The following is a 17,668-nucleotide window of genomic DNA, read 5'->3' as shown; positions in this document are numbered from 1 at the left end:
GCCGCAGCGCGCCTGCTCAGCGGGTCAGCCGTGCCAGCAGCGACGACGTATCCCAGCGCCGACCGCCCATGGCTTCGACCTCGGCGTAGAACTGGTCGACCAGCGCCGTGACCGGCAGTTGTGCGCCGTTGCGGCGCGCCTCGGCAAGGCAGATGCCGAGATCCTTGCGCATCCACTCCACGGCAAAGCCGAATTCGTAGGAGCCGGCATCCATCGTCTTGTGGCGGTTTTCCATCTGCCACGAACCCGCCGCCCCCTTTGAGATGACGTCGACCACCGTAGGAATGTCGAGCCCGGCCTTCTGGCCGAAAGCGATCGCCTCGGCGAGCCCCTGCACCAGACCGGCGATGCAGATCTGGTTCATCATCTTGGTCAGCTGCCCGGATCCTGCCGGGCCCATCAGCCCGACCATCTTGGCATAGGCGGCGATCACCGGCTTCGCCTCGGCGAAATCCGCCTCGGCGCCGCCGACCATGACGGTGAGCTGGCCGTTTTCCGCCCCGGCCTGCCCCCCGGAAACGGGCGCATCGAGGAACCGCAGTCCGCCGTCACGCGCCGCCGCGTCGAGTTCGCGCGCCAGTTCGGCGGAGGCCGTGGTGTTGTCGATGAGGATCGCGCCGCTCTTCATGCCGGCAAAGGCACCCGCCTCGCCATAGATGACGGAGCGCACGTCGTCGTCATTGCCAACGCAGGTGAAGACGTAATCGGCGCCGGCCGCAGCCTCGCGCGGTGTCGCGGCCGCCTCGCCGCCATGCTGTGCAGCCCAGCTGGCCGCCTTCTCCGCTGTGCGGTTGAAGACGGTGACCTCGTGGCCGCCCTTGGCCTTGAGGTGGCCGGCCATGGGAAAGCCCATTACGCCGAGTCCGATGAATGCGACCTTCGCCATGCCGTCCCTCAAGCTGCTGCGGCCGTCGTCATCGACCGTTCGGGCTTCGGGTAGCCAGACCCGAGGAGCCGGTCAATCCTGCCGGTGCGCCAGACGGCTCCAGTAGAAGCCGCCGCCGTTACCGCTTCAGGTGCCGCGTCAGCCTGCGCTCGGCGAAGTTGGTGAGGTGGCGCAGTCCCTCGACGATCGCGAGGTAGAACAGCGCGGCCCAGATATAGGTCTGGAAGTCGAAGGTGCGGGAATAAGCGCGGCGCGTCTCGCCCATGAGGTCGAACACGGTGATGATCGCCACGATCGCCGAGGCCTTCACCATCAGGATGATCTCGTTGGCATAGGGCCGCAGCGCCACGATCATTGCCTGCGGCAGGATCACCTTCAGGAAGATGGTCGTCCGGGTCAGGCCGAGCGATCGTGCCCCTTCCCACTGGCCGCGCGGAACGCTCTCGATGGCGCCGCGCAGGATCTCCGCCTGATAGGCTCCGGTGTTCAGCGACAGCGAGAAGACGGCGCAGTACCAGGCATCGCGGAAGAACCACCACAGATGCGCCGCCTCGAGCTGCGGCCGGAAACTGCCGAAGCCGTAATAGATGAGGAAGATCTGCGCGATCAGCGGCGTGCCGCGGAAGAAGTAGACGAAGAGGAAGGACAGGATGCGCGCGACCGGGTTCCGGGCCATCCGGCCGAAGGCGATCGGCACCGAGATGATCGCGCCGACGATGAACGACAGGCAGACGAGGAGCACCGTCGTCCCGAGGCCGGAGAGATACAGCGGGCCGTAGCGGGCGACGAGGTCCGGGTTCCAGACCGAGACGAGCCATGTGACGAGGCCGATCGCCGCGAGCGCCCACAGGCCGAGCGTGATCATCCCGGCAAGTCCGGGACGCTGTGGCGCGGCCGGCGGCGGCGCGGGAACGACGGTCATCGCCGCACCTCACCGCGCTTGGTCCACCGGTCGATGGAGCCCAGCACGATCGAGGAGCCCATCGTCAGGACGAGGTAGAGGGCGCAGGCGATGCCGAAGAACAGGAACGGCTCCTTGCTGACGCGCGCTGCGATCCCCGCCTGGCGCAGGATGTCGGCCAGGCCGACCACCGAGACGAGCGCGGTATCCTTCAGGAGGTTCATCCAGAGGTTCGACAGCCCCGGCAGGGCGATGCGGATGAGCTGCGGCAGGATGACCAGGAGCATGATGCGAGAGCGCCGCAGGCCGAGCGCCATGCCCGCTTCGGTCTGCCCCGCCGGTATGGCGCGGAAGGCCGACAGGAAGACCTCGCTCGCAAAGGCCGAGAAGACAAGGCCAAGTGCGATCATGCCGGACAGGAAGCTGGAGATGCCGATCTCCGGCAGGCCGGTTGCCGATGTCGCGAGGTTGAGCAGCCGCTGCGCGCCGAAATAGACCAGGAACAGCGTCAGCAGTTCGGGCAGGCCGCGGAAGATGGTGGTGTAGATATCCGAAGACAATCGCAGGCCGCGATCTTCGGACTGCTTACCCAGCGCCATAAGGAAGCCGACGATCAGGCCGAGCGGCAGGGTGGCAAGCGCCAGCGCGATCGTGACGAGGACGCCGGCGAGGATGTCGTCGCCCCATCCCTCCGGTCCGATGCCGATCAGCGTCCAGGTGGACACAGAATTCATGCGGCGGGTCGGCAGTCGGGGTGGAGAGGCTGCAATGGAGCGCTCAAGCCGGGTCTCTCAGACTGGAGGCGCCACCGGCCAGTGGGGCCGGTGGCCAGGATCAGACGGGCCGGCAATCAGCCGCCATAGACGTCGAAGTCGAAATACTTATCCTGGATCTCTTTGTACTTGCCGCTCTCGCGGATCGCGATGATGGCATCGTCGAACATCTTCTTCAGCTTGTCGTCGCCCTTGCGCAGGGCGATGCCCGCGCCTTCGCCGTTGATCACAGGATCGACCGGCAGAGCGCCGAGGAGCTTGCAGCAGTTGGCGCCGTCCGCCTTAACCCACTGCGACAGCACGACGATGTCGTCGATGACGCCGTCGACGCGGCCGTTCTCGAGATCGAGCTTGTATTCGTCGGCGGTCGGATAGAGCTTGACCTCGGTGTCCTTGAACTTCGCTTCGGCGTAGTTCGAGTGGGTCGTCGAGCCCTGGGCGCCCAGCGTCTTGCCCGCGAAGGCTTCCGGCGTTGCGGCGGGGATGTCGCTGTCCTTCGCCACCGCAATCGCGGGCGGCGTGTTGTAGTACTTCTTGGTGAAGGCGACCTGCTGCTTGCGTTCCTCGGTGATCGACATCGAGGCGATGATGGCGTCGAACTTGCCGTTCTGCAGCGCCGGGATGATGCCGTCCCAATCCTGGGCGACGAAAGTGCATTCCACCTTCATCTGCTCGCACAGCGCCTTGGCGATATCGACATCGAAGCCACCGAGTTCGCCGCTGGCGCTCAGCGTGTTGAACGGCGGATAGGCGCCCTCGGTGCCGATGACGACCTTCGTCCAGTCCTTGCCGCTATCATCGGCGCGCGCGGCAGTCAGGCCGGTTGCGACAGCAAGAGCCGCTACGGCAAAGGTCAGAGACGTCTTGAAGCGCATCACGTAACTCCGGTTGTACCCAAGCGGCCGTAGCCTGCGGATTGGGCATGCCTTTTATGTCGGCGATACTGGTACGGTTCCAGATGGGTTGGCAACAGGCTTCGCGCGGATGGCTACGCTTTTAGAATGCGCCTTTGGTCGCGTTGCGCTCAGCTGGAACGGTGCGGCGGCTCCACGGGAGCGGCGAGCTGCTGCCGAAGCTTGGCCTCCGCCGCCAGCAGGTCGTCCGGTGTGTTGACGTTGAAGAACGGATCGCCGTTTGGCGCCCCTGGCTGTGCGGATACATCCACCGGCTCGAACCCGCAGGCGTCGAGATAGGCGCGGATCGCCCGCGGCCGTCCGTCCTGCAGCCAGCGGCTCAGTCCGCCAAGCGCCGCGACCGGCCAGCTGGCGACGGCCGGCTGTAGACGGCCGCCGATGGATGCAACCCGAGGCAGCGGGCCCGTGCCGAGCGTCTGGACGATATCCCTCGGCAGGAACGGCGTATCGGCCGGCAAGACGGCGACATGGGAGCAATCCGGTGCCTCGCGGCACAGCCAGGCGGCGCCCGCATCGAGCCCGGCCAGCGGCCCGGCATAGCCCGGCAGCCGATCCGGCAACGCCGTCGCCTCGAAAGCACCGTACAGCGCCGGATCATCCGCCGCGATCAGTATCGGCGCGATGCCGGCAAGGCGCTCCAGCACATGCGCGATCATCGGCCGCCCCGCCAGTGAGACCAGCGGCTTCGGCACGGTGCCGCCCATGCGGCTGCCGCGACCACCGGCCAGGATCAGCCCGGCGACCGCGCCAAGCCTCGTCATGGTGCCCGTCCCTGCCGGCGGACAGCGAGCGCACAGAGCATCGCGGCGAAGGCTGCCGCCACCATCAGCAGCGTCAGGTTGACCGGCCCCTGCAGGCCGACCGCGGCCGCTGCGGCGGCTGCCGATGCGACAGCGCCGAGGCCCGTCTGCAACGCGCCGAGCAGGCCCGCCGCGGCGCCGGCTGCATCCGGCCGCACGCTGATCGCACCGGCCGTTGCGCAGGGCAGCGCCATGCCGTTGCCGACCCCGATGAAGAAGGGCGGCAGGAACAGGCTGAACGCGCTTAAGGGTGTCAGCATGATCAGCCCCAGCATCACCAGCGATGACAGCAGGCACATCAGCGTGCCCCACACGATCATAAGGCGCAGGCCGGTACGTTCCGTCAGGCGTGCCGTCACGAGGCTGCCCAGCATGTAGCCGAGCGCGCAGAGGGTGAACCAGAGGCCGTAATCAGCCGCGCTCATGCCGAGATCATGCACGGACACGAAGGCGGCTCCGCCGATGAAGGCGTAGAACACGGCGGCGTTCAGCGCCGCGACACCCACATAGATCCAGAAGCCGGAGGAGCGCACCAGCGCCTCGAAATGCGCAAGCTGCGCCAGCACCGGTTGGCCGCGGTCGCGGTTGGTTTCCGGCAGGTCGGCGAGGATCAGCGCGATCGTCAGTGCGCCGAGACCGGCCAGCAACCAGAACACGCTGCGCCAGCCAAAGGAGACGTCGAGCCCGCCGCCGATCGCCGGCCCGATCATCGGCGCGACGGCGAGGCCCATCGTCACATAGCCGATCATGCTCGCAGCCTTCTGCCGCCCGTAGAGGTCGCGCACGATGGCGCGCGACAGGGTGATGCCGGTCGCGCTGGCGGCCTGCAGCGTCCGCCCGGCCAGGAAGGCTCCGGCTGTTGTCGCCAAAAGGCAGAGGATGGTGCCGAGAAGGAACAGCACCATGCCGTAGAGGATCACCGGGCGGCGTCCGTAGCGGTCGGACAGCGGCCCCGCGGCGAGCTGGATTAGCGCCGTCGCAACCAGATAGAGCGACAGGCCGAGGCCGATCGTGGATCCATCGGCCTGCAGATCGAGCGCGATCGAAGCCATCGAAGGCACGAAGATGTTGATCGCCAGCGGCGACAGCGCCGAAACGATCATCAGCGTCGCCAGCGTCGGCTTGCGGGCAGCCGCTTCGGCGGCCGTGCTGTCGATCGGCGTCATAGGTTTTGCCCACGCATTCTGCAAGCCGACAACAGGCAGGTCACGCGGTTGGGCCGGCGGCGGCGGCGGCGGCACGAACCCGCAGCATACGCTCGCGGTAAAGCGTGTAGAGGCCGCTCGCGACGACGATCCCGGCGCCCAGCAGCATGATCGATGACGGGAAGTCGCCAAAGACGACGATGCCCGAAACGATGCTGAAGACCAGCACCGCATAGCGGAACGGCGCCACGAAGCCGACGTCGCCGGCGCGCGTAGCCTCGACGAAGAAGATGTAGCCGATAGCGAGCAGCAGGCCCGAGGGGACCATCATCCCGATCTCCGCCGCGGACATGGAAGACCACCCGGCCAGCGGCACCGTGACCGCGCCCGCGATCGTTACGGCCGCCGAAGTGGCGACGCAGACGAGAACGGAAGGAACCATCGGCGGCACGCCACGCATGGCGAGATCGCGCAAGGTGGAGCTGAGAACGGCCGCGAGCACGAGCAGCGAGCCGAGGCTGAAGCTTTCGGGACCCGGGCGCACGATGATCAGGATGCCGGCGAAGCCGACTGCAATGGCGCTCCACCGTCGCCAGCCCACGGGCTCGCCGTAGAGGAGTGCCACGGCGAGAGTGAGCACCAGCGGCAGCGCCTGATAGATGGCGGACACGTTGGCGATCGGCAGCAGGGCAAGAGCGCCGATATAGGTGAAGGTGGTGCCGGTGTCGCCGACCGTACGCAGCACGACGTTGCGCTGGAAGAACAGCCGGGGCGAGCGCAGCGCGCCGCGATACCAGGCGAAGAGCAGGAGCAGCATCGTAGCGAAGCAGCCCCGTACCGCCATGATCTGCGGAATCGACAGCGACTGGGCCATCACCTTGACCATGCTGTCGTTTGCGACGAACGCCACCTGAGCGGCAAGCATGAATCCCGCAGCGCGGATGTTGGCGGAGCTGTCGGAGATGGGAGGCATCGAATCAGCGGCGGGGGGAGCAGAGCACCCCCGATTACGCGCCCAGGGCGTGCTTCGCCAGCCCGATCCCGGCTAAATCAGTGAAAGTCCATGCGATACGCGCAGCGCCCCGTGTGCCAGCAGCAGCAAAGAACGACCGTCCTCCACCTCTCCAGGGTCCGCAGCGTATGAATGCGTCAGCTCGACGGCCCGCGCAGGCTCATCGTGATCGGACCAACCAACCGGTCATAGCGGCCACGCAGCGCTTCGGGATACCGGATCGCGACCGAGTGGATCAGGCCGCCACGGAAGATGTAGCGTTCGTAGAAGATCTTGCCGTCGCGGTAGCCCGAGACCACCGCCCATCGCTGCCCGGCCTTGGCGTAGGTGACCTCGTCATCCTGGCCGCGCGCCCGGGTGATCGAGGCCGGCGTCTCACCGCCCGAGTTGGCCCGGGCATAGATGAAGAGCTCGGCCCCTTGTGGCGACCGCCAGGCGCGACCGTCGCGGTCCGTGGGTTCCGGCAAGGCTTGCGGAAACGCCTCGGCCGGGAAACTCGCCGATGTTCCGAAGCGTGGATTGGCATAGGTGAAGCTGTCCGCCAGGACCGGTCCGGCCATGACAGCTGCCAGAACGAGCCCGATGCCTGCTGCCGTCGACCGAATCATCGTCCTCATCCTCCCGTGACGCTCATATGGCGCGATACCGACGGGCGGCGCGTCGCCCGGTCGATCACGAAGTCGTGGCCCTTCGGCTTGCGCCCGATCGCCTCGTCGATCGCCTGGTGCAGCAGCGCGTCGCCCTCGGAGGCCCGCATCGGCGTCCTGAGATCGGCGGCGTCCTCCTGGCCAAGGCACATGAACAGTGTACCGGTGCAGGTCACCCGCACGCGATTGCAGCTTTCGCAGAAATTGTGGGTCATCGGTGTGATGAAGCCGAGGCGCCCGCCGGTCTCCGCCACTTCGACGTAGCGCGCCGGCCCGCCGGTGCGGAACGGGATGTCGCGCAGCGTGTAGCGCGCCTCGAGCCCCGCACGGACCGTGCTCAGCGGCAGGTACTGGTCGGTGCGGTCCGCATCGATCTCGCCCAGTGGCATGGTCTCGATGAGCGTCAGCTCCATCCCCTCGCCATGCGCCCACTCCATCATCGCGGGAATCTCCGCGTCGTTGAAGCCCTTCAGCGCCACCGCGTTAATCTTGATTTTCAACCCCGCAGCCTGCGCGGCGCGGATGCCCTCGCGGACCTTGGCGAGATCGCCCCAGCGGGTGATCTGGCGGAACTTGTCGGCATCGAGGGTATCGACGGATACGTTGATGCGCTTGACGCCGCAGTCGGCGAGCTCGGCTGCATGGCGGGCGAGTTGCGAGCCGTTCGTCGTCAGCGTCAGCTCCTCCAGCGCGCCGCTCTCAAGATGGCGCGACAGCGAGCGGATGAGATGCATGATGTTCTTGCGCACCAGCGGCTCGCCGCCGGTCAGCCGCAGCTTGCGAACGCCCTTGGAGATGAAGGCGGAGGCGAGCCGGTCGAGCTCCTCGAGGCTCAGAAGATCCCGCTTCGGCAGGAAGGTCATGTCCTCCGCCATGCAGTAGACGCAGCGGAAGTCGCAGCGGTCGGTGACGGAGATGCGCAGATAGGTGATCGCCCGTCCGAACGGGTCGATCATCGATCCCGCCAAGGTGCGATCCGCATCAGTGCGCGGGAACAGGTTGATGTCGTTCTCTCGATAGGCCATGCCATCACGGCCGTCAGGCCGTTCTCCCGCTATCCGCTAAATCTGGAAGCGCAGTGGGGTCGGGTCAAGCGGCGATGCTTCCATGATCGGCGGATTTGACGATGTGGAAGCGGTATTTCCGCCAGCAGCCGGATCCTACGTCATGTCTAACGCCGACGCCGCCCCCACCGAGATCCGCGTCTCACAGGACCGTCGCACGCTGCGGTTGACCCTGGCCGGCGGCGCGGTCGACGAGTTGCCCGCCGAGCTTCTGCGGGTGCTGTCGCCCTCCGCCGAGGTTCAGGGTCACAGTCCCGACCAGCGCGTCACCGTCGGCGGCAAGAAAGACGTGACCATCGCGGACATCGTTCCGGTCGGCCACTACGCCATCCGGATCGTCTTCTCCGATCGCCACGACACCGGTATCTTCACCTGGCGCTACCTCGCTGAACTCGGCGCCCAGCGAGACGAGAAATGGCAGGCCTATCTGGACGAACTGAAGGCGAAGGGCCTGAAGCGCGAGCGCTGACGCGACGGTCAGCACCCCGCTTGCGAAGTAGAGATGTCAGACGTCGCGCGGCTCGCGGTCCAGCACCATGTAGTCGAGCGGCATCTCGGTGGTGTACTTGATCTGCTCCATCGCGAAGGACGACGACACGTCGCGGATTTCGATGCGGCTGATCAGGCGCTTGTAGAAGTCGTCATAGGCTGCGATGTCGGGCACGACGACGCGTAAGAGGTAATCCACCTCCCCGCTCATCCGGTAGAACTCGACCACTTCCGGGAAGTCGCCGACGACCTCGGAAAACCGCTTAAGCCACTCGTTCGAGTGCGAGTTGGTGCGAATCGATACGAACACGGTAACGCGCGCATTGACCTTCTGCGGATCGAGGATGGCGACGCGGCGCCGGATGACGCCTTCCTCTTCCAGCTTCTGGATGCGCCGCCAGCACGGCGTGGTTGAAAGCCCGACGCGCTTTGCAACATCGGCGACGGCCAGCGTCGCGTCCTCCTGCAGCAGCCGCAAGATTTTCTTGTCGAGGCGATCCATTGGTCCAATCCGTGCGGCAGTCTGTTTCGGCAGCGGCTCTTACATGATGTTGCTTTGGCCTGCGAGCTTTTCGGCGTTGCCTTGCGTGCCGACGAGTATCGCAACGCGGCGCTGCAGTTCCGGCAGCAGCTCGGCTTCGAAGAACGGGTTGCGCTTCAGCCAACCATTGTTGCGCCAGGAGGGGTGTGGCATCGGCAGGACCGGCGCATAGCGCCCTCCACCCTCGAGGATCGCGCGCCAGTCCTGCACCCGCTGCGTCAGCCCCATCGTCTCGCGGCCGACAAGATGGAATGCCTGAGCGTAGAGGCCGATCGCCAGAATCAGCTCGATCTGTGGCATGGCGGCGAAGATGCGCTCATGCCACGTCGCCCGGCATTCGCGGCGCGGTGGCAGGTCGCCGCCCTTCGCATCGTAGCCGGGAAAGCAGAAGCCCATCGGCACGATGGTGACTTTGCCTGGATCGTAGAAGATGTCCGGACCGATGCCGAGCCAGCTTCGCAAGCGAACGCCGGACGGGTCCATGAACGGCTTGCTCTGCTTGTCCGCGAGATTGCCCGGCGCCTGGCTGGCGATGCAGATCCGCGCGGTGGAGGAGAGCACCAGGATCGGGTTCGGCTCGATCGGCAGCGGCGGCCCCAGCGGCTGGTCGCGGCAGATGCGGCAGCCACGGATCGTCTCGTAAAGCGCCTCGGGCGACGTCGCGCTCACGCGGCTTGCCCGCGCTGCCGCCACCTCACCACTATGCCTGGGGAGCAGCAGTCCTTCCGATCGGGACGCTGACGAATGTCATTCGCAAAGGCGTGGATGGCGTGGAGATCGCATGGCTGGAGCATCGGCAGCTGAAATGCAGCGCCGCGGTCAAGGGTAAAGGCCTGGCGGCGCCATAGCTGCGGGGGCCCACTGCACCCGTGGCCGGAGAACTGATGCATTCACTCGTCTTTTCGCGTTCCTTAAGGCATTTTCTTAAGCTTTCCGAAACATGATCGACCGGACCAGAGTCCATCGTCAGGCGATCCCGTATCCGCGTTCATGTCCGTCGCTGCACCGCCCATCTACGACAAGAACATCGTTGAGCGCCGGCGCGGATCGAAGAACCCGAGCCTGTCGCGAACGTTGAAGGCCACGCGCGAGCGGCTGGCCTCGAAGGGCGGCGTGACGCCGCGCTTCGACCGCGAGCTCCTGGTTCAGCATGCCGCCTCGCTGCGCTCGGCCGCGATCGTCCTGCCGATGCCGCTGCTTCTGACGATCTTCGGCCTCTCCGTCTTCACCGGCGCGACCCCGGCGCTGGTCTGGGCCGTCGTCGCGCTGGCCGGCTATTCGACCCTGCTCATCGCCACGATCCGCTTCACCCGCCTTGATCCGGCCGAGCTCGACCCGCGCCGCTGGACCCGTTTCTTTCTGGCCGGACACTTCTCGGCCGGTATCGGCTGGGCCTATTTCGCCGGGCTCGGCTGCACCGGCTGTGCGCCCCTGCGTTTCGAGATCCTGCAGTTCGCGATCCTGTTCCTTGCCATCGCCCTGACCGCGATGGTGTCTTCGACCCTGAAATTCGCCACCATCGTCGCCTTCCTGCCGGTGTCGGCCTCGCTGCTGGTGACCGTGCTGCTCAATCCGGATCCGACCACGGCCGCCATGCAGGTGATGCTGGTGCTCACCGTGCCCTTCTTCGCCCTTGTCGCGGAGCGCCTGCGCCGCAACACCACCGAGCGCATGAAGCACCAGGCCGAGAAGGACGAGCTGATCGCCGAGCTCGAGACTGCGCGCATCATATCCGACGAGGCGCGGCGGCGTGCCGAGGACGCCAATCTCGCCAAGTCGCGCTTCCTGGCGACGATGAGCCATGAGCTGCGCACACCGCTGAATGCCATTCTCGGCTTCTCCGAGGTGATCGAGAACGAGATCCTCGGGCCGGTCGGCAACGCCACCTACAAGGACTACGTCAAGGACATCCACTCGTCCGGCCAGCACCTTCTCGACCTCATCAACGAGATCCTCGACCTGTCGCGCGTCGAAGCGGGCCGCTACGCCCTCAACGAGGAGGCTGTCGAATCGGTGGCCGTGGCACGCAGCTGCCTCGCCTATATCGACATGCGCGCCAAGGCGAAGGACATCACGGTCAAGGGCCATTTCGAGGCCGACCTGCCGGCCCTCTGGGCCGATGCGCGCTCGCTGCGCCAGATCATCCTGAACCTTCTATCCAATGCTGTGAAGTTCACGCCGAGCGGCGGCGAGATCAAGCTGCGCGTCGGCTGGACCGCCGGCGGCGGTCAGTACATCTCGGTCAAGGATAACGGACCCGGCATTCCCGAGGAGGAAATCCCCATCGTCCTCTCCTCCTTTGGCCAGGGCTCCATTGCCATCAAGAGCGCCGAACAGGGTGCTGGCCTCGGCCTGCCGATCGTGCAGGCGCTGGTCGCTATGCATGACGGCGAGTTCCAGCTCCTGTCGAAGCTGCGCGAGGGCACCGAGGCGATCGCCATCTTCCCGCATTCGCGCGTGCTGGAGGTCATGCCGGCGCTTGCCGACTACACCTGACGAAGCATCGCTTATGCTGGCTTGCGGGACCGTGTCGCCGTCTCTACCTCAGGAGGCATGACCGCGAGCGCGAGCGAAGGATGAATATCGAAAGTCCCTGCATCCTCGTCTGCTCGATCGATCCGAAGACCGGCTTCTGCTTCGGCTGTGGACGCACTGGCGCGGAGATCGCCAGCTGGATCGGCTACACGCCGGAGCATCGCCGCACCGTGATGGAGAGCCTGCCGGCCAGGCTTGCCACGGTCGACCGGCCGCAGAGGCGGGAGACCCGCCGCGCCCGAATAGCGAGAGAACGCGCCGAAGCGAGCGACGTCGCCGCGTCCAGTGAGGATGGCGATGCGCGGTAGCCTGTTCCTCGTCCTCATCCTCGGCGTCATCGCGGGCGCCGTCATCCTGCTGGCGGTCGATGCCGACGGCCAGATCCTCGGGCTGCAGGACAGCCGTTTCGCCAGCCTCATCTATCTCGGCACGATCGGGGTGGCGATCGCCGCCGGCCTGACGGCATCGCGCTCGCGCCTCGCCGATACGGTGAAGAACGCCCTTGTTTGGGCGCTCGCCTTCGCGGCGCTGATCGGCGCCTACGCCTTCTCGCCGGAGCTCGGCGGCATCAAGAACCGCATGCTTGCGGTCCTGATGCCTGGCACGCCGATCGAGGTTGCGGGGTCGAACGGCAGCCAGTACGTCGTCACGCGCGGGCTCGACAACCACTTCCATGTGGACGGCGAGATCGATGGCGTCGAGACCGCCTTCATGGTCGACACAGGTGCCTCGATGATCGCCCTGGACGAACAGACGGCGAAGGCGCTTGGTGTCGACACTTCGGCCTTGCGTTTCACCTCGCAGGTGATGACGGCCAATGGGATCGCGCGCGCCGCGCCGCTGCGGCTGAAGACTGTGCAGATCGGTCAGATCGTCCGGCACAATGTCGAGGCGGCGGTCACGGAAGGCAGCGGCCTCGGCGTCACGCTGCTCGGCATGAGCTTCCTGGGAACGCTGTCGTCGTTCGATTTCCGCGGCGAACGGCTGATCCTGACGGATTGAGTCCGCTCCGCCCGGGGCCCTCCGGCTGCGGCAGCAACATCCAGGCCGCGACCCTGCCTCAGGCGGCCTGCACGGCCCTATTTGCGGCCGCACCCTCGCCCGCCGACAGATCGACGGCCTCAAACGCCTCGAACAGGAGCTCGGGACCCGCGCCCGGCCGCGTCGCCTTCTCCGACAGGATCTGACGCCAGCGCCGCGCGCCAGACCGGCCGGTGAAGAGGCCGGTCATGTGCCGCGTCACCTGCGCGAGTCGCCCGCCATTCGCAATGTGCCGTTCGGCATAGGCCGCCATCGTCGCGATCAGCGCGGCATAATCGAACCCGTTCCCGGCCGCCTCGCCATAGATCGTGCTGTCGACGCCGATCAGCTCGTCCGGCGTCTGGTAGGCGCCGCGCCCCATCATCACGCCATCGACAGGACCGAGTTCCTCCACCGCGTCAGTGAGCGTCGCCAGGCCGCCGTTCAGCCCGACGAAGACATCCGGTAGACGCTGCTTCAGCCGCCGCACGCGATCGTAGTCGAGCGGCGGGATCGTCCGGTTCTCCTTGGGGCTGAGACCCTGCAGCCAGGCCTTGCGCGCATGCACCCAGATCGCCCGCACGCCAGCCGCGACCGCGGCATCGGCCAGCCGGTCGAGCGCCTCTTCCGGATCCTGCTCATCGACGCCGATGCGGCATTTCACCGTCACCGGCGTGGCCGAGGCCTCAACCATCGCGGCAAGGCACTCGCCGACCAGCGCCGGCTCGCGCATCAGGCAGGCCCCGAAGGCGCCGGACTGCACGCGGTCGGACGGACAGCCGACATTGAGGTTGATCTCGTCATAGCCGAAGGCGCCCGCGATGCGCACCGCTTCGGCAAGCTTCTGCGGATCGGAGCCGCCAAGCTGCAGCGCCACCGGATGCTCCGCCGGATCGAAGCCGAGCAGCCGCTCCCGGTCGCCATGGATCACGGCGTCGGCCACCACCATCTCGGTATAAAGCAGCGCACGTCCGGTCAGCTGCCGGTGGAAATAGCGGCAATGCCGATCAGTCCAGTCGATCATGGGCGCCACGGCGAAGACCGGACGAGGCGTTCCACCTTCGGTAGAGATCATGGCTGATGGCTCAGCTGGTTGAGACACGTTTGGTCCTGCTGTTCTGGGCGTCCATCCGGATCAGCCGCAACCAACGACCAGCGGCGCAGCGAAGATCGACAACGGGCAGCGGTGCGGTCCTGGCGGCAGCGCTAAGGGTCGCAACCGCTTGTCCTACTATACCACTCGCCACGAACGACAAAGGGCGCCCGCGCAAGCGGACGCCCAGACAAGTCGCCGACCGAAAGTGATCAGTCTTCTTCCGTGTATTCGAAAGCAGGAGCGTTATTCAGCTCGTCCTTGGACGTGTTGATGTGGGCCCGCATCTCGTCGTTCTGGTTGCTGAGCATGATGCTCGCCGGGTCGACAAGCACATATCGGTCGCCAAGCCCGAGGAAACCGCCAACGCTGATTACGACACCGGTGATCGTCTTGCCGTCGCGGATCACCAGATCTTCGATCTCGCCGATCTCTTCGTTCTGGTTGTTATAGACTTCCAGATCATCGAGCTTCGACGCCATGACATCTGCCTTGGAGAATTCGACGAATCGCAGGGCTACCGTGGCGCTGTCGCCCATCATCATCCCACCCGACTGCCCATTGGAGGTTGCCTCCGGCGTGGTAGACGTCGTCGCTGCAGGAGCAGTTGTCGCTGCAGGGGCGCTTGTCGCACCCGCAGGAGCGGTCGTGGCCGCAGGCGCATCGGTCGCGGCAGGTGCGGCGGTAGTCTGAGCCAGAGCGGGCGATGCGAGGAGGAGGAGAGCCGTTGCGGCGGTAAGGCTGGAACGAATCATGATGTCTCCTTTCAAGCTTGCAGTTGGTATCCTTAGGTGTAATGGCCGAGCGGCCGATCGGTTCAAAATAAAAATCAGGATGGTCCGAGAACTGAGGAGCACAGACCCTCTGGAGATGCATCTGATTTGATGCTTGGGACAGCTTATAATAATCGATTCTGATAAAGATGTGCGAGTAACAGCTTCTACATCAACAGAGATGATCTCGAAGGATGAGACCGTCTACTGATCATTACGCGTCCCCTCGCGAGCTTTACCGGCAACGCACGGCCTGACGCTGGCTCACGCAAGGAGCGTCGGACTTGATCGCCGTCTTCGCTGAAACAGCCGCATCTGCGGTTGGCGATGTGGTCACACCGGACCATATCAACCGCCATGCGACAAGGTCGATCAGATATCGAGGTAACCGACTGCTGGTTATGCGCCCGGCCGCTCGGCCAGCGGGTTGAGTGGCATCATCCGAAGCCCAAAAGCCGCGGCGGCCGCGAAACGGTGCCGGTGCATCCGATCTGCCACCGCACCATTCATGCGAGCTTCACCAATGTGGAACTCGCCCGCATCGAGGCGGACGGAACGCGTCTCGCCGAGCGTCCGGAACTCGCCGGCTTCCTCGCCTGGATCGGCAACAAGCCGCCGGATTTCCATGCGCCGACGCGGCGCAAGCGCTGAAAGCGCTGCAAGCGAAGCCAACGGTGTCATGCGAGTGGGATCGCCTCTGGCGTCCGATATAGCACGCGCTGGCCCAATCTGCGTCCCGAGCAAGCCACGCCGCCGGCAGGATCAGCCGCGATGACCCAGATCGGGTCCTGCTTCTATCGCCCGAGTGCCCGATCGAGGCCGGACAGCCCGATCTCCAGGCTGTCACGTTCCTTGTCCGTGAGGTGCTGCAGCAGCGTGCCTTCGGCGCTTTCCACCTTCGGCATCAGCTTCTGGTACGCCTTCTGGCCATCCTCCGTCAGCGACAGGAATTCGAAGCGCCGGTCCGAGGATGCGCGTTCGCGATCAAGCCAGCCGCGCTGATCCAGCGAGGAGACGGCGCGGCTGACCTTGGTCTTGTCCATCGCGGTCGCCTCGACGATGTCCGACGAGGTGATGGAGCCGCGCCCGCTCGTGCTGCCGAGGATCATCAGCACGTTGAATTCAGGCGTCGTCAGCCCGTGCTCACTCTTGTGCACCTGCGACGTGACGCGGCCGACGGCCGTGGCAGCACGGGTCAGTCGATTGGAAAGAAGACCTTTTTGCTCGAGAGGCTGATGTTCGCTCATGAGGATTCGTCGGATCTCCGTTCACGAGAGACGCTGGCATTTCCAAGAGACAGACCTTTCGCTTCGAAACACGCATCGACCGAAGAGGTTGCAAAGAAGATCGTTTCTGCGGAAATCGGTCGCACTTCGAGTTGCAGCATCGAGGCTCGCTAGCCGCGGAACGTTCGGCCTGCTTTGCAATCGCGAACGGATTCCCTATAGCTTCGCGCCGATCACACCATCAGCCTCAGCAAAGAGAGACGCTCTTGTCTTCCACGTTCGACAGGGTCGCGGATATCATCGCCGAAACCAGCGAGATCGACCGCAGCCAGATTACGCCCGAGAGCCACACGATCGACGATCTCGGCATCGACTCCCTCGACTTCCTCGACATCGTCTTTGCGATCGACAAGGAGTTCGGCATCAAGATTCCGCTGGAGAAGTGGACCCAGCGCGTCAACGAGGGCGAGGCGCCGACGGAAGAGTACTTCGTGATGAAGAACCTCTGCGCCAAGATCGACGAGCTGCGCGCGGCCAAGGCAGCGTCCTGAGCCAATACTGCGGCGGCTGACGAGCCTGTCGACGGCCGCCTTTCGAAGAACCGGAATTCGTTCATGACCGACACCGCCAGGGATGTCCTGATCACCGGCATCGGCCTCGTGTCGTCGCTCGGCGAAGGCATTGCGGCCCATCTCGATCTCCTCGAGCGTGGCAGCGCGCCGCAGCCGGTGATCGAGAGCGAGCGGTTCGCGCCTTACTTCGTGCATCCGCTGCCCCCCATCGACTGGAGCACGCAGATCCCCAAGAAGGGCGATCAGCGGCAGATGGAAACCTGGCAGAAGCTCGGCACCTATGCGGCCGGCCTTGCCCTCACCGACGCCGGCATCCCGACTGATGAGAGCGTGCGCTCGGGCGTCGACATGATCGTCGCGGCCGGCGGCGGCGAGCGCGACACGGCGGTCGATGCGCTCGTCATGGAGCGCGCCCGCCAGAGCGGCGGCTCGGGCGCGGTGATGAACGAGACGCTGGCGAACGAGCTGCGCCCGACGCTGTTTCTCGCCCAGCTTTCCAATCTCCTCGCCGGCAACATCTCCATCGTCCACAAGGTCACCGGTTCCTCGCGCACCTTCATGGGCGAGGAAGGCGCGGGCATATCGGCCGTCTCGGTCGCCGCAGCACGCATCGCCGCCGGCCAGAGCGACATCTGTCTCGTCGGCGCCGCCTTCGCCGCCGAGCGCAAGGACCTCATCCTCAACTACGAGATGGGCGGCCTGCTGCTGCGCAGCGACTGGCGCTCGGTTTTTGCACGTCGTGCACCAGCGGATGGCCTTGCCATCGGCAGCGTCGGCGTCTTCCTCGTGCTGGAATCGGCCGAGCACGCCGCCGCCCGCTCCGCTCCAGCCTATGCGAAGCTGACCCGTGTCGCCGGCGACCGTGGCCCCCGCCGCGGCGAAGCGCTAGCCGCGCGGCTCGACGATCTTATCAAGGGCGCGCCCGCAGATGACGGCCTCCTCGTCCTCTCCGGCGCGAGCGGCATCGAGGCGCCGACGGCGGTCGAGCGGCAGGTGCTGGCGAACACCCTTCCCCAGGCGCCGGTCCGCGCCTATGGCTCGCTGCTCGGCCATTCCTTCGAGGCGCAGTTCCCGGCCGGCATTGCGCTGGCGGCGGCGACGCTCGCACGGGGCACGCGTCTGCCCGCCTTCGACAGCGGCGAGGAAAGCCCGGCGCTGCAGCCGGCCCGCGCTGCGCTGGTCACCACCGTCGGCCACCTGCAGGCCGAAGGTGTTTGTCTGCTGGAGCCGGTCGGACCGGCCGGCGAAACCCGCTGACGCTGAACAGCCGAAGAGGA

21 protein-coding genes are annotated in these 17,668 nt (G+C 65.8%); 7 read left to right on the top strand and 14 right to left on the bottom strand.

All coding sequences use genetic code 11. The annotated features are described in order from the left end of the window. Positions 1 to 16 precede the first annotated feature (16 nt). The 9 genes from C0R46_RS08040 to moaA form a co-directional block, all read right to left on the bottom strand. Positions 17 to 886, bottom strand: a complete 870-nt coding sequence (locus tag C0R46_RS08040; RefSeq protein ID WP_102959069.1) for an NAD(P)-dependent oxidoreductase — start codon at positions 884 to 886, stop codon at positions 17 to 19. 118 nt (positions 887 to 1,004) lie between these two features. Further along, positions 1,005 to 1,808 carry an ABC transporter permease gene (locus C0R46_RS08035; RefSeq protein WP_102959068.1) on the bottom strand — a complete coding sequence of 268 codons (804 nt, stop codon included), beginning with the start codon at positions 1,806 to 1,808 and terminating at the stop codon, positions 1,005 to 1,007. Continuing rightward, entirely contained in the window at positions 1,805 to 2,521 is a 717-nt protein-coding gene (locus C0R46_RS08030) for an ABC transporter permease (protein ID WP_102959067.1), read from the bottom strand. The genes C0R46_RS08035 and C0R46_RS08030 overlap by 4 nt, the downstream gene beginning before the upstream one ends. Positions 2,522 to 2,637: 116 nt before the next feature. Then, complete coding sequence (locus tag C0R46_RS08025) at positions 2,638 to 3,435, bottom strand: ABC transporter substrate-binding protein (RefSeq protein WP_102959066.1); 798 nt, start codon at positions 3,433 to 3,435, stop codon at positions 2,638 to 2,640. A 149-nt stretch (positions 3,436 to 3,584) separates the two neighbouring features. Beyond that, positions 3,585 to 4,235: a molybdenum cofactor guanylyltransferase gene (gene mobA, locus C0R46_RS08020; protein WP_102959065.1), complete on the bottom strand. Its 651-nt coding sequence runs from the start codon at positions 4,233 to 4,235 to the stop codon at positions 3,585 to 3,587. Then, the gene (locus C0R46_RS08015; RefSeq protein WP_102959064.1) at positions 4,232 to 5,440 is read right to left on the bottom strand and encodes a multidrug effflux MFS transporter; all 1,209 of its coding nucleotides are present in this window, start codon (positions 5,438 to 5,440) and stop codon (positions 4,232 to 4,234) included. Before C0R46_RS08015 ends, mobA begins: the two co-directional genes overlap by 4 nt. A gap of 40 nt (positions 5,441 to 5,480) precedes the next feature. After that, positions 5,481 to 6,392: a DMT family transporter gene (locus tag C0R46_RS08010; protein WP_102959063.1), complete on the bottom strand. Its 912-nt coding sequence runs from the start codon at positions 6,390 to 6,392 to the stop codon at positions 5,481 to 5,483. Between the two features lie 176 nt (positions 6,393 to 6,568). Continuing rightward, on the bottom strand, positions 6,569 to 7,039 hold the full coding sequence (locus tag C0R46_RS08005; protein ID WP_102959062.1) for a hypothetical protein: 471 nt from the start codon (positions 7,037 to 7,039) through the stop codon (positions 6,569 to 6,571). Between the two features lie 5 nt (positions 7,040 to 7,044). Next, a complete protein-coding gene (gene moaA / locus C0R46_RS08000) occupies positions 7,045 to 8,034 on the bottom strand; it encodes a GTP 3',8-cyclase MoaA (RefSeq protein ID WP_102959265.1) in 990 nt (329 codons plus the stop codon). A 211-nt stretch (positions 8,035 to 8,245) separates the two neighbouring features. On the opposite strand from moaA, the gene C0R46_RS07995 reads away from it, so the two are divergent. After that, positions 8,246 to 8,611, top strand: a complete 366-nt coding sequence (locus C0R46_RS07995) for a gamma-butyrobetaine hydroxylase family protein (RefSeq protein ID WP_102959264.1) — start codon at positions 8,246 to 8,248, stop codon at positions 8,609 to 8,611. A 36-nt stretch (positions 8,612 to 8,647) separates the two neighbouring features. Here the strand turns inward: C0R46_RS07995 and C0R46_RS07990 are convergent, their stop codons facing one another. Continuing rightward, positions 8,648 to 9,133 (bottom strand): Lrp/AsnC family transcriptional regulator, encoded by a 486-nt coding sequence (locus C0R46_RS07990; protein WP_102959061.1) that lies wholly within the window; start codon positions 9,131 to 9,133, stop codon positions 8,648 to 8,650. A 39-nt stretch (positions 9,134 to 9,172) separates the two neighbouring features. Beyond that, on the bottom strand, positions 9,173 to 9,841 hold the full coding sequence (locus C0R46_RS07985) for a uracil-DNA glycosylase family protein (RefSeq protein ID WP_102959263.1): 669 nt from the start codon (positions 9,839 to 9,841) through the stop codon (positions 9,173 to 9,175). A gap of 321 nt (positions 9,842 to 10,162) precedes the next feature. Between C0R46_RS07985 and C0R46_RS07975 the strand changes: the two genes are divergently transcribed. The 3 genes from C0R46_RS07975 (at position 10,163) to C0R46_RS07965 (ending at position 12,709) form a co-directional block, all read left to right on the top strand. Next, entirely contained in the window at positions 10,163 to 11,668 is a 1,506-nt protein-coding gene (locus C0R46_RS07975; protein ID WP_102959059.1) for a sensor histidine kinase, read from the top strand. An 80-nt stretch (positions 11,669 to 11,748) separates the two neighbouring features. Then, positions 11,749 to 12,015 (top strand): DUF1289 domain-containing protein, encoded by a 267-nt coding sequence (locus C0R46_RS07970; protein WP_102959058.1) that lies wholly within the window; start codon positions 11,749 to 11,751, stop codon positions 12,013 to 12,015. Next, complete coding sequence (locus C0R46_RS07965; RefSeq protein ID WP_102959057.1) at positions 12,005 to 12,709, top strand: retropepsin-like aspartic protease family protein; 705 nt, start codon at positions 12,005 to 12,007, stop codon at positions 12,707 to 12,709. Before C0R46_RS07970 ends, C0R46_RS07965 begins: the two co-directional genes overlap by 11 nt. Positions 12,710 to 12,767: 58 nt before the next feature. On the opposite strand, the gene dusA is transcribed toward C0R46_RS07965, so the two are convergent. Both dusA and C0R46_RS07955 read right to left on the bottom strand, forming a co-directional pair. Further along, positions 12,768 to 13,802 (bottom strand): tRNA dihydrouridine(20/20a) synthase DusA, encoded by a 1,035-nt coding sequence (dusA, locus tag C0R46_RS07960; protein ID WP_102959056.1) that lies wholly within the window; start codon positions 13,800 to 13,802, stop codon positions 12,768 to 12,770. A 230-nt stretch (positions 13,803 to 14,032) separates the two neighbouring features. Next, positions 14,033 to 14,575 carry a PRC-barrel domain-containing protein gene (locus C0R46_RS07955; RefSeq protein WP_102959055.1) on the bottom strand — a complete coding sequence of 181 codons (543 nt, stop codon included), beginning with the start codon at positions 14,573 to 14,575 and terminating at the stop codon, positions 14,033 to 14,035. A 375-nt stretch (positions 14,576 to 14,950) separates the two neighbouring features. Between C0R46_RS07955 and C0R46_RS07950 the strand changes: the two genes are divergently transcribed. Next, positions 14,951 to 15,244 carry an HNH endonuclease gene (locus tag C0R46_RS07950; RefSeq protein WP_102959054.1) on the top strand — a complete coding sequence of 98 codons (294 nt, stop codon included), beginning with the start codon at positions 14,951 to 14,953 and terminating at the stop codon, positions 15,242 to 15,244. A gap of 143 nt (positions 15,245 to 15,387) precedes the next feature. Here C0R46_RS07950 and C0R46_RS07945 read toward each other — a convergent pair whose 3' ends face one another. Then, positions 15,388 to 15,840: a MarR family winged helix-turn-helix transcriptional regulator gene (locus C0R46_RS07945; RefSeq protein WP_102959053.1), complete on the bottom strand. Its 453-nt coding sequence runs from the start codon at positions 15,838 to 15,840 to the stop codon at positions 15,388 to 15,390. A 245-nt stretch (positions 15,841 to 16,085) separates the two neighbouring features. Between C0R46_RS07945 and C0R46_RS07940 the strand changes: the two genes are divergently transcribed. Continuing rightward, positions 16,086 to 16,370: an acyl carrier protein gene (locus tag C0R46_RS07940; RefSeq protein WP_102959052.1), complete on the top strand. Its 285-nt coding sequence runs from the start codon at positions 16,086 to 16,088 to the stop codon at positions 16,368 to 16,370. Positions 16,371 to 16,433: 63 nt separating this feature from the next. Beyond that, on the top strand, positions 16,434 to 17,648 hold the full coding sequence (locus C0R46_RS07935) for a beta-ketoacyl-ACP synthase (protein WP_102959051.1): 1,215 nt from the start codon (positions 16,434 to 16,436) through the stop codon (positions 17,646 to 17,648). Positions 17,649 to 17,668: the final 20 nt, after the last annotated feature.

It is taken from the genome of Mangrovicella endophytica, from assembly GCF_002893625.1.
GTDB classification, from domain to species: Bacteria; Pseudomonadota; Alphaproteobacteria; order Rhizobiales; family Rhizobiaceae; genus Mangrovicella; species Mangrovicella endophytica.
The sequence above is the reverse complement of the archived record's forward strand: the minus strand, read 5'-3'. Positions and strand labels throughout refer to the sequence as shown.

Coding starts and splice junctions, on each gene's coding strand:
- C0R46_RS08040 (WP_102959069.1), bottom strand. CDS start 886: ATGGCGAAGGTCGCATTCATCGGACTCGGCGTAATGGGCTTTCCCATG.
- C0R46_RS08035 (WP_102959068.1), bottom strand. CDS start 1,808: ATGACCGTCGTTCCCGCGCCGCCGCCGGCCGCGCCACAGCGTCCCGGA.
- C0R46_RS08030 (WP_102959067.1), bottom strand. CDS start 2,521: ATGAATTCTGTGTCCACCTGGACGCTGATCGGCATCGGACCGGAGGGA.
- C0R46_RS08025 (WP_102959066.1), bottom strand. CDS start 3,435: ATGCGCTTCAAGACGTCTCTGACCTTTGCCGTAGCGGCTCTTGCTGTC.
- mobA (WP_102959065.1), bottom strand. CDS start 4,235: ATGACGAGGCTTGGCGCGGTCGCCGGGCTGATCCTGGCCGGTGGTCGC.
- C0R46_RS08015 (WP_102959064.1), bottom strand. CDS start 5,440: ATGACGCCGATCGACAGCACGGCCGCCGAAGCGGCTGCCCGCAAGCCG.
- C0R46_RS08010 (WP_102959063.1), bottom strand. CDS start 6,392: ATGCCTCCCATCTCCGACAGCTCCGCCAACATCCGCGCTGCGGGATTC.
- C0R46_RS08005 (WP_102959062.1), bottom strand. CDS start 7,039: ATGATTCGGTCGACGGCAGCAGGCATCGGGCTCGTTCTGGCAGCTGTC.
- moaA (WP_102959265.1), bottom strand. CDS start 8,034: ATGATCGACCCGTTCGGACGGGCGATCACCTATCTGCGCATCTCCGTC.
- C0R46_RS07995 (WP_102959264.1), top strand. CDS start 8,246: ATGTCTAACGCCGACGCCGCCCCCACCGAGATCCGCGTCTCACAGGAC.
- C0R46_RS07990 (WP_102959061.1), bottom strand. CDS start 9,133: ATGGATCGCCTCGACAAGAAAATCTTGCGGCTGCTGCAGGAGGACGCG.
- C0R46_RS07975 (WP_102959059.1), top strand. CDS start 10,163: ATGTCCGTCGCTGCACCGCCCATCTACGACAAGAACATCGTTGAGCGC.
- C0R46_RS07970 (WP_102959058.1), top strand. CDS start 11,749: ATGAATATCGAAAGTCCCTGCATCCTCGTCTGCTCGATCGATCCGAAG.
- C0R46_RS07965 (WP_102959057.1), top strand. CDS start 12,005: ATGCGCGGTAGCCTGTTCCTCGTCCTCATCCTCGGCGTCATCGCGGGC.
- dusA (WP_102959056.1), bottom strand. CDS start 13,802: ATGATCTCTACCGAAGGTGGAACGCCTCGTCCGGTCTTCGCCGTGGCG.
- C0R46_RS07955 (WP_102959055.1), bottom strand. CDS start 14,575: ATGATTCGTTCCAGCCTTACCGCCGCAACGGCTCTCCTCCTCCTCGCA.
- C0R46_RS07950 (WP_102959054.1), top strand. CDS start 14,951: ATGCGACAAGGTCGATCAGATATCGAGGTAACCGACTGCTGGTTATGC.
- C0R46_RS07945 (WP_102959053.1), bottom strand. CDS start 15,840: ATGAGCGAACATCAGCCTCTCGAGCAAAAAGGTCTTCTTTCCAATCGA.
- C0R46_RS07935 (WP_102959051.1), top strand. CDS start 16,434: ATGACCGACACCGCCAGGGATGTCCTGATCACCGGCATCGGCCTCGTG.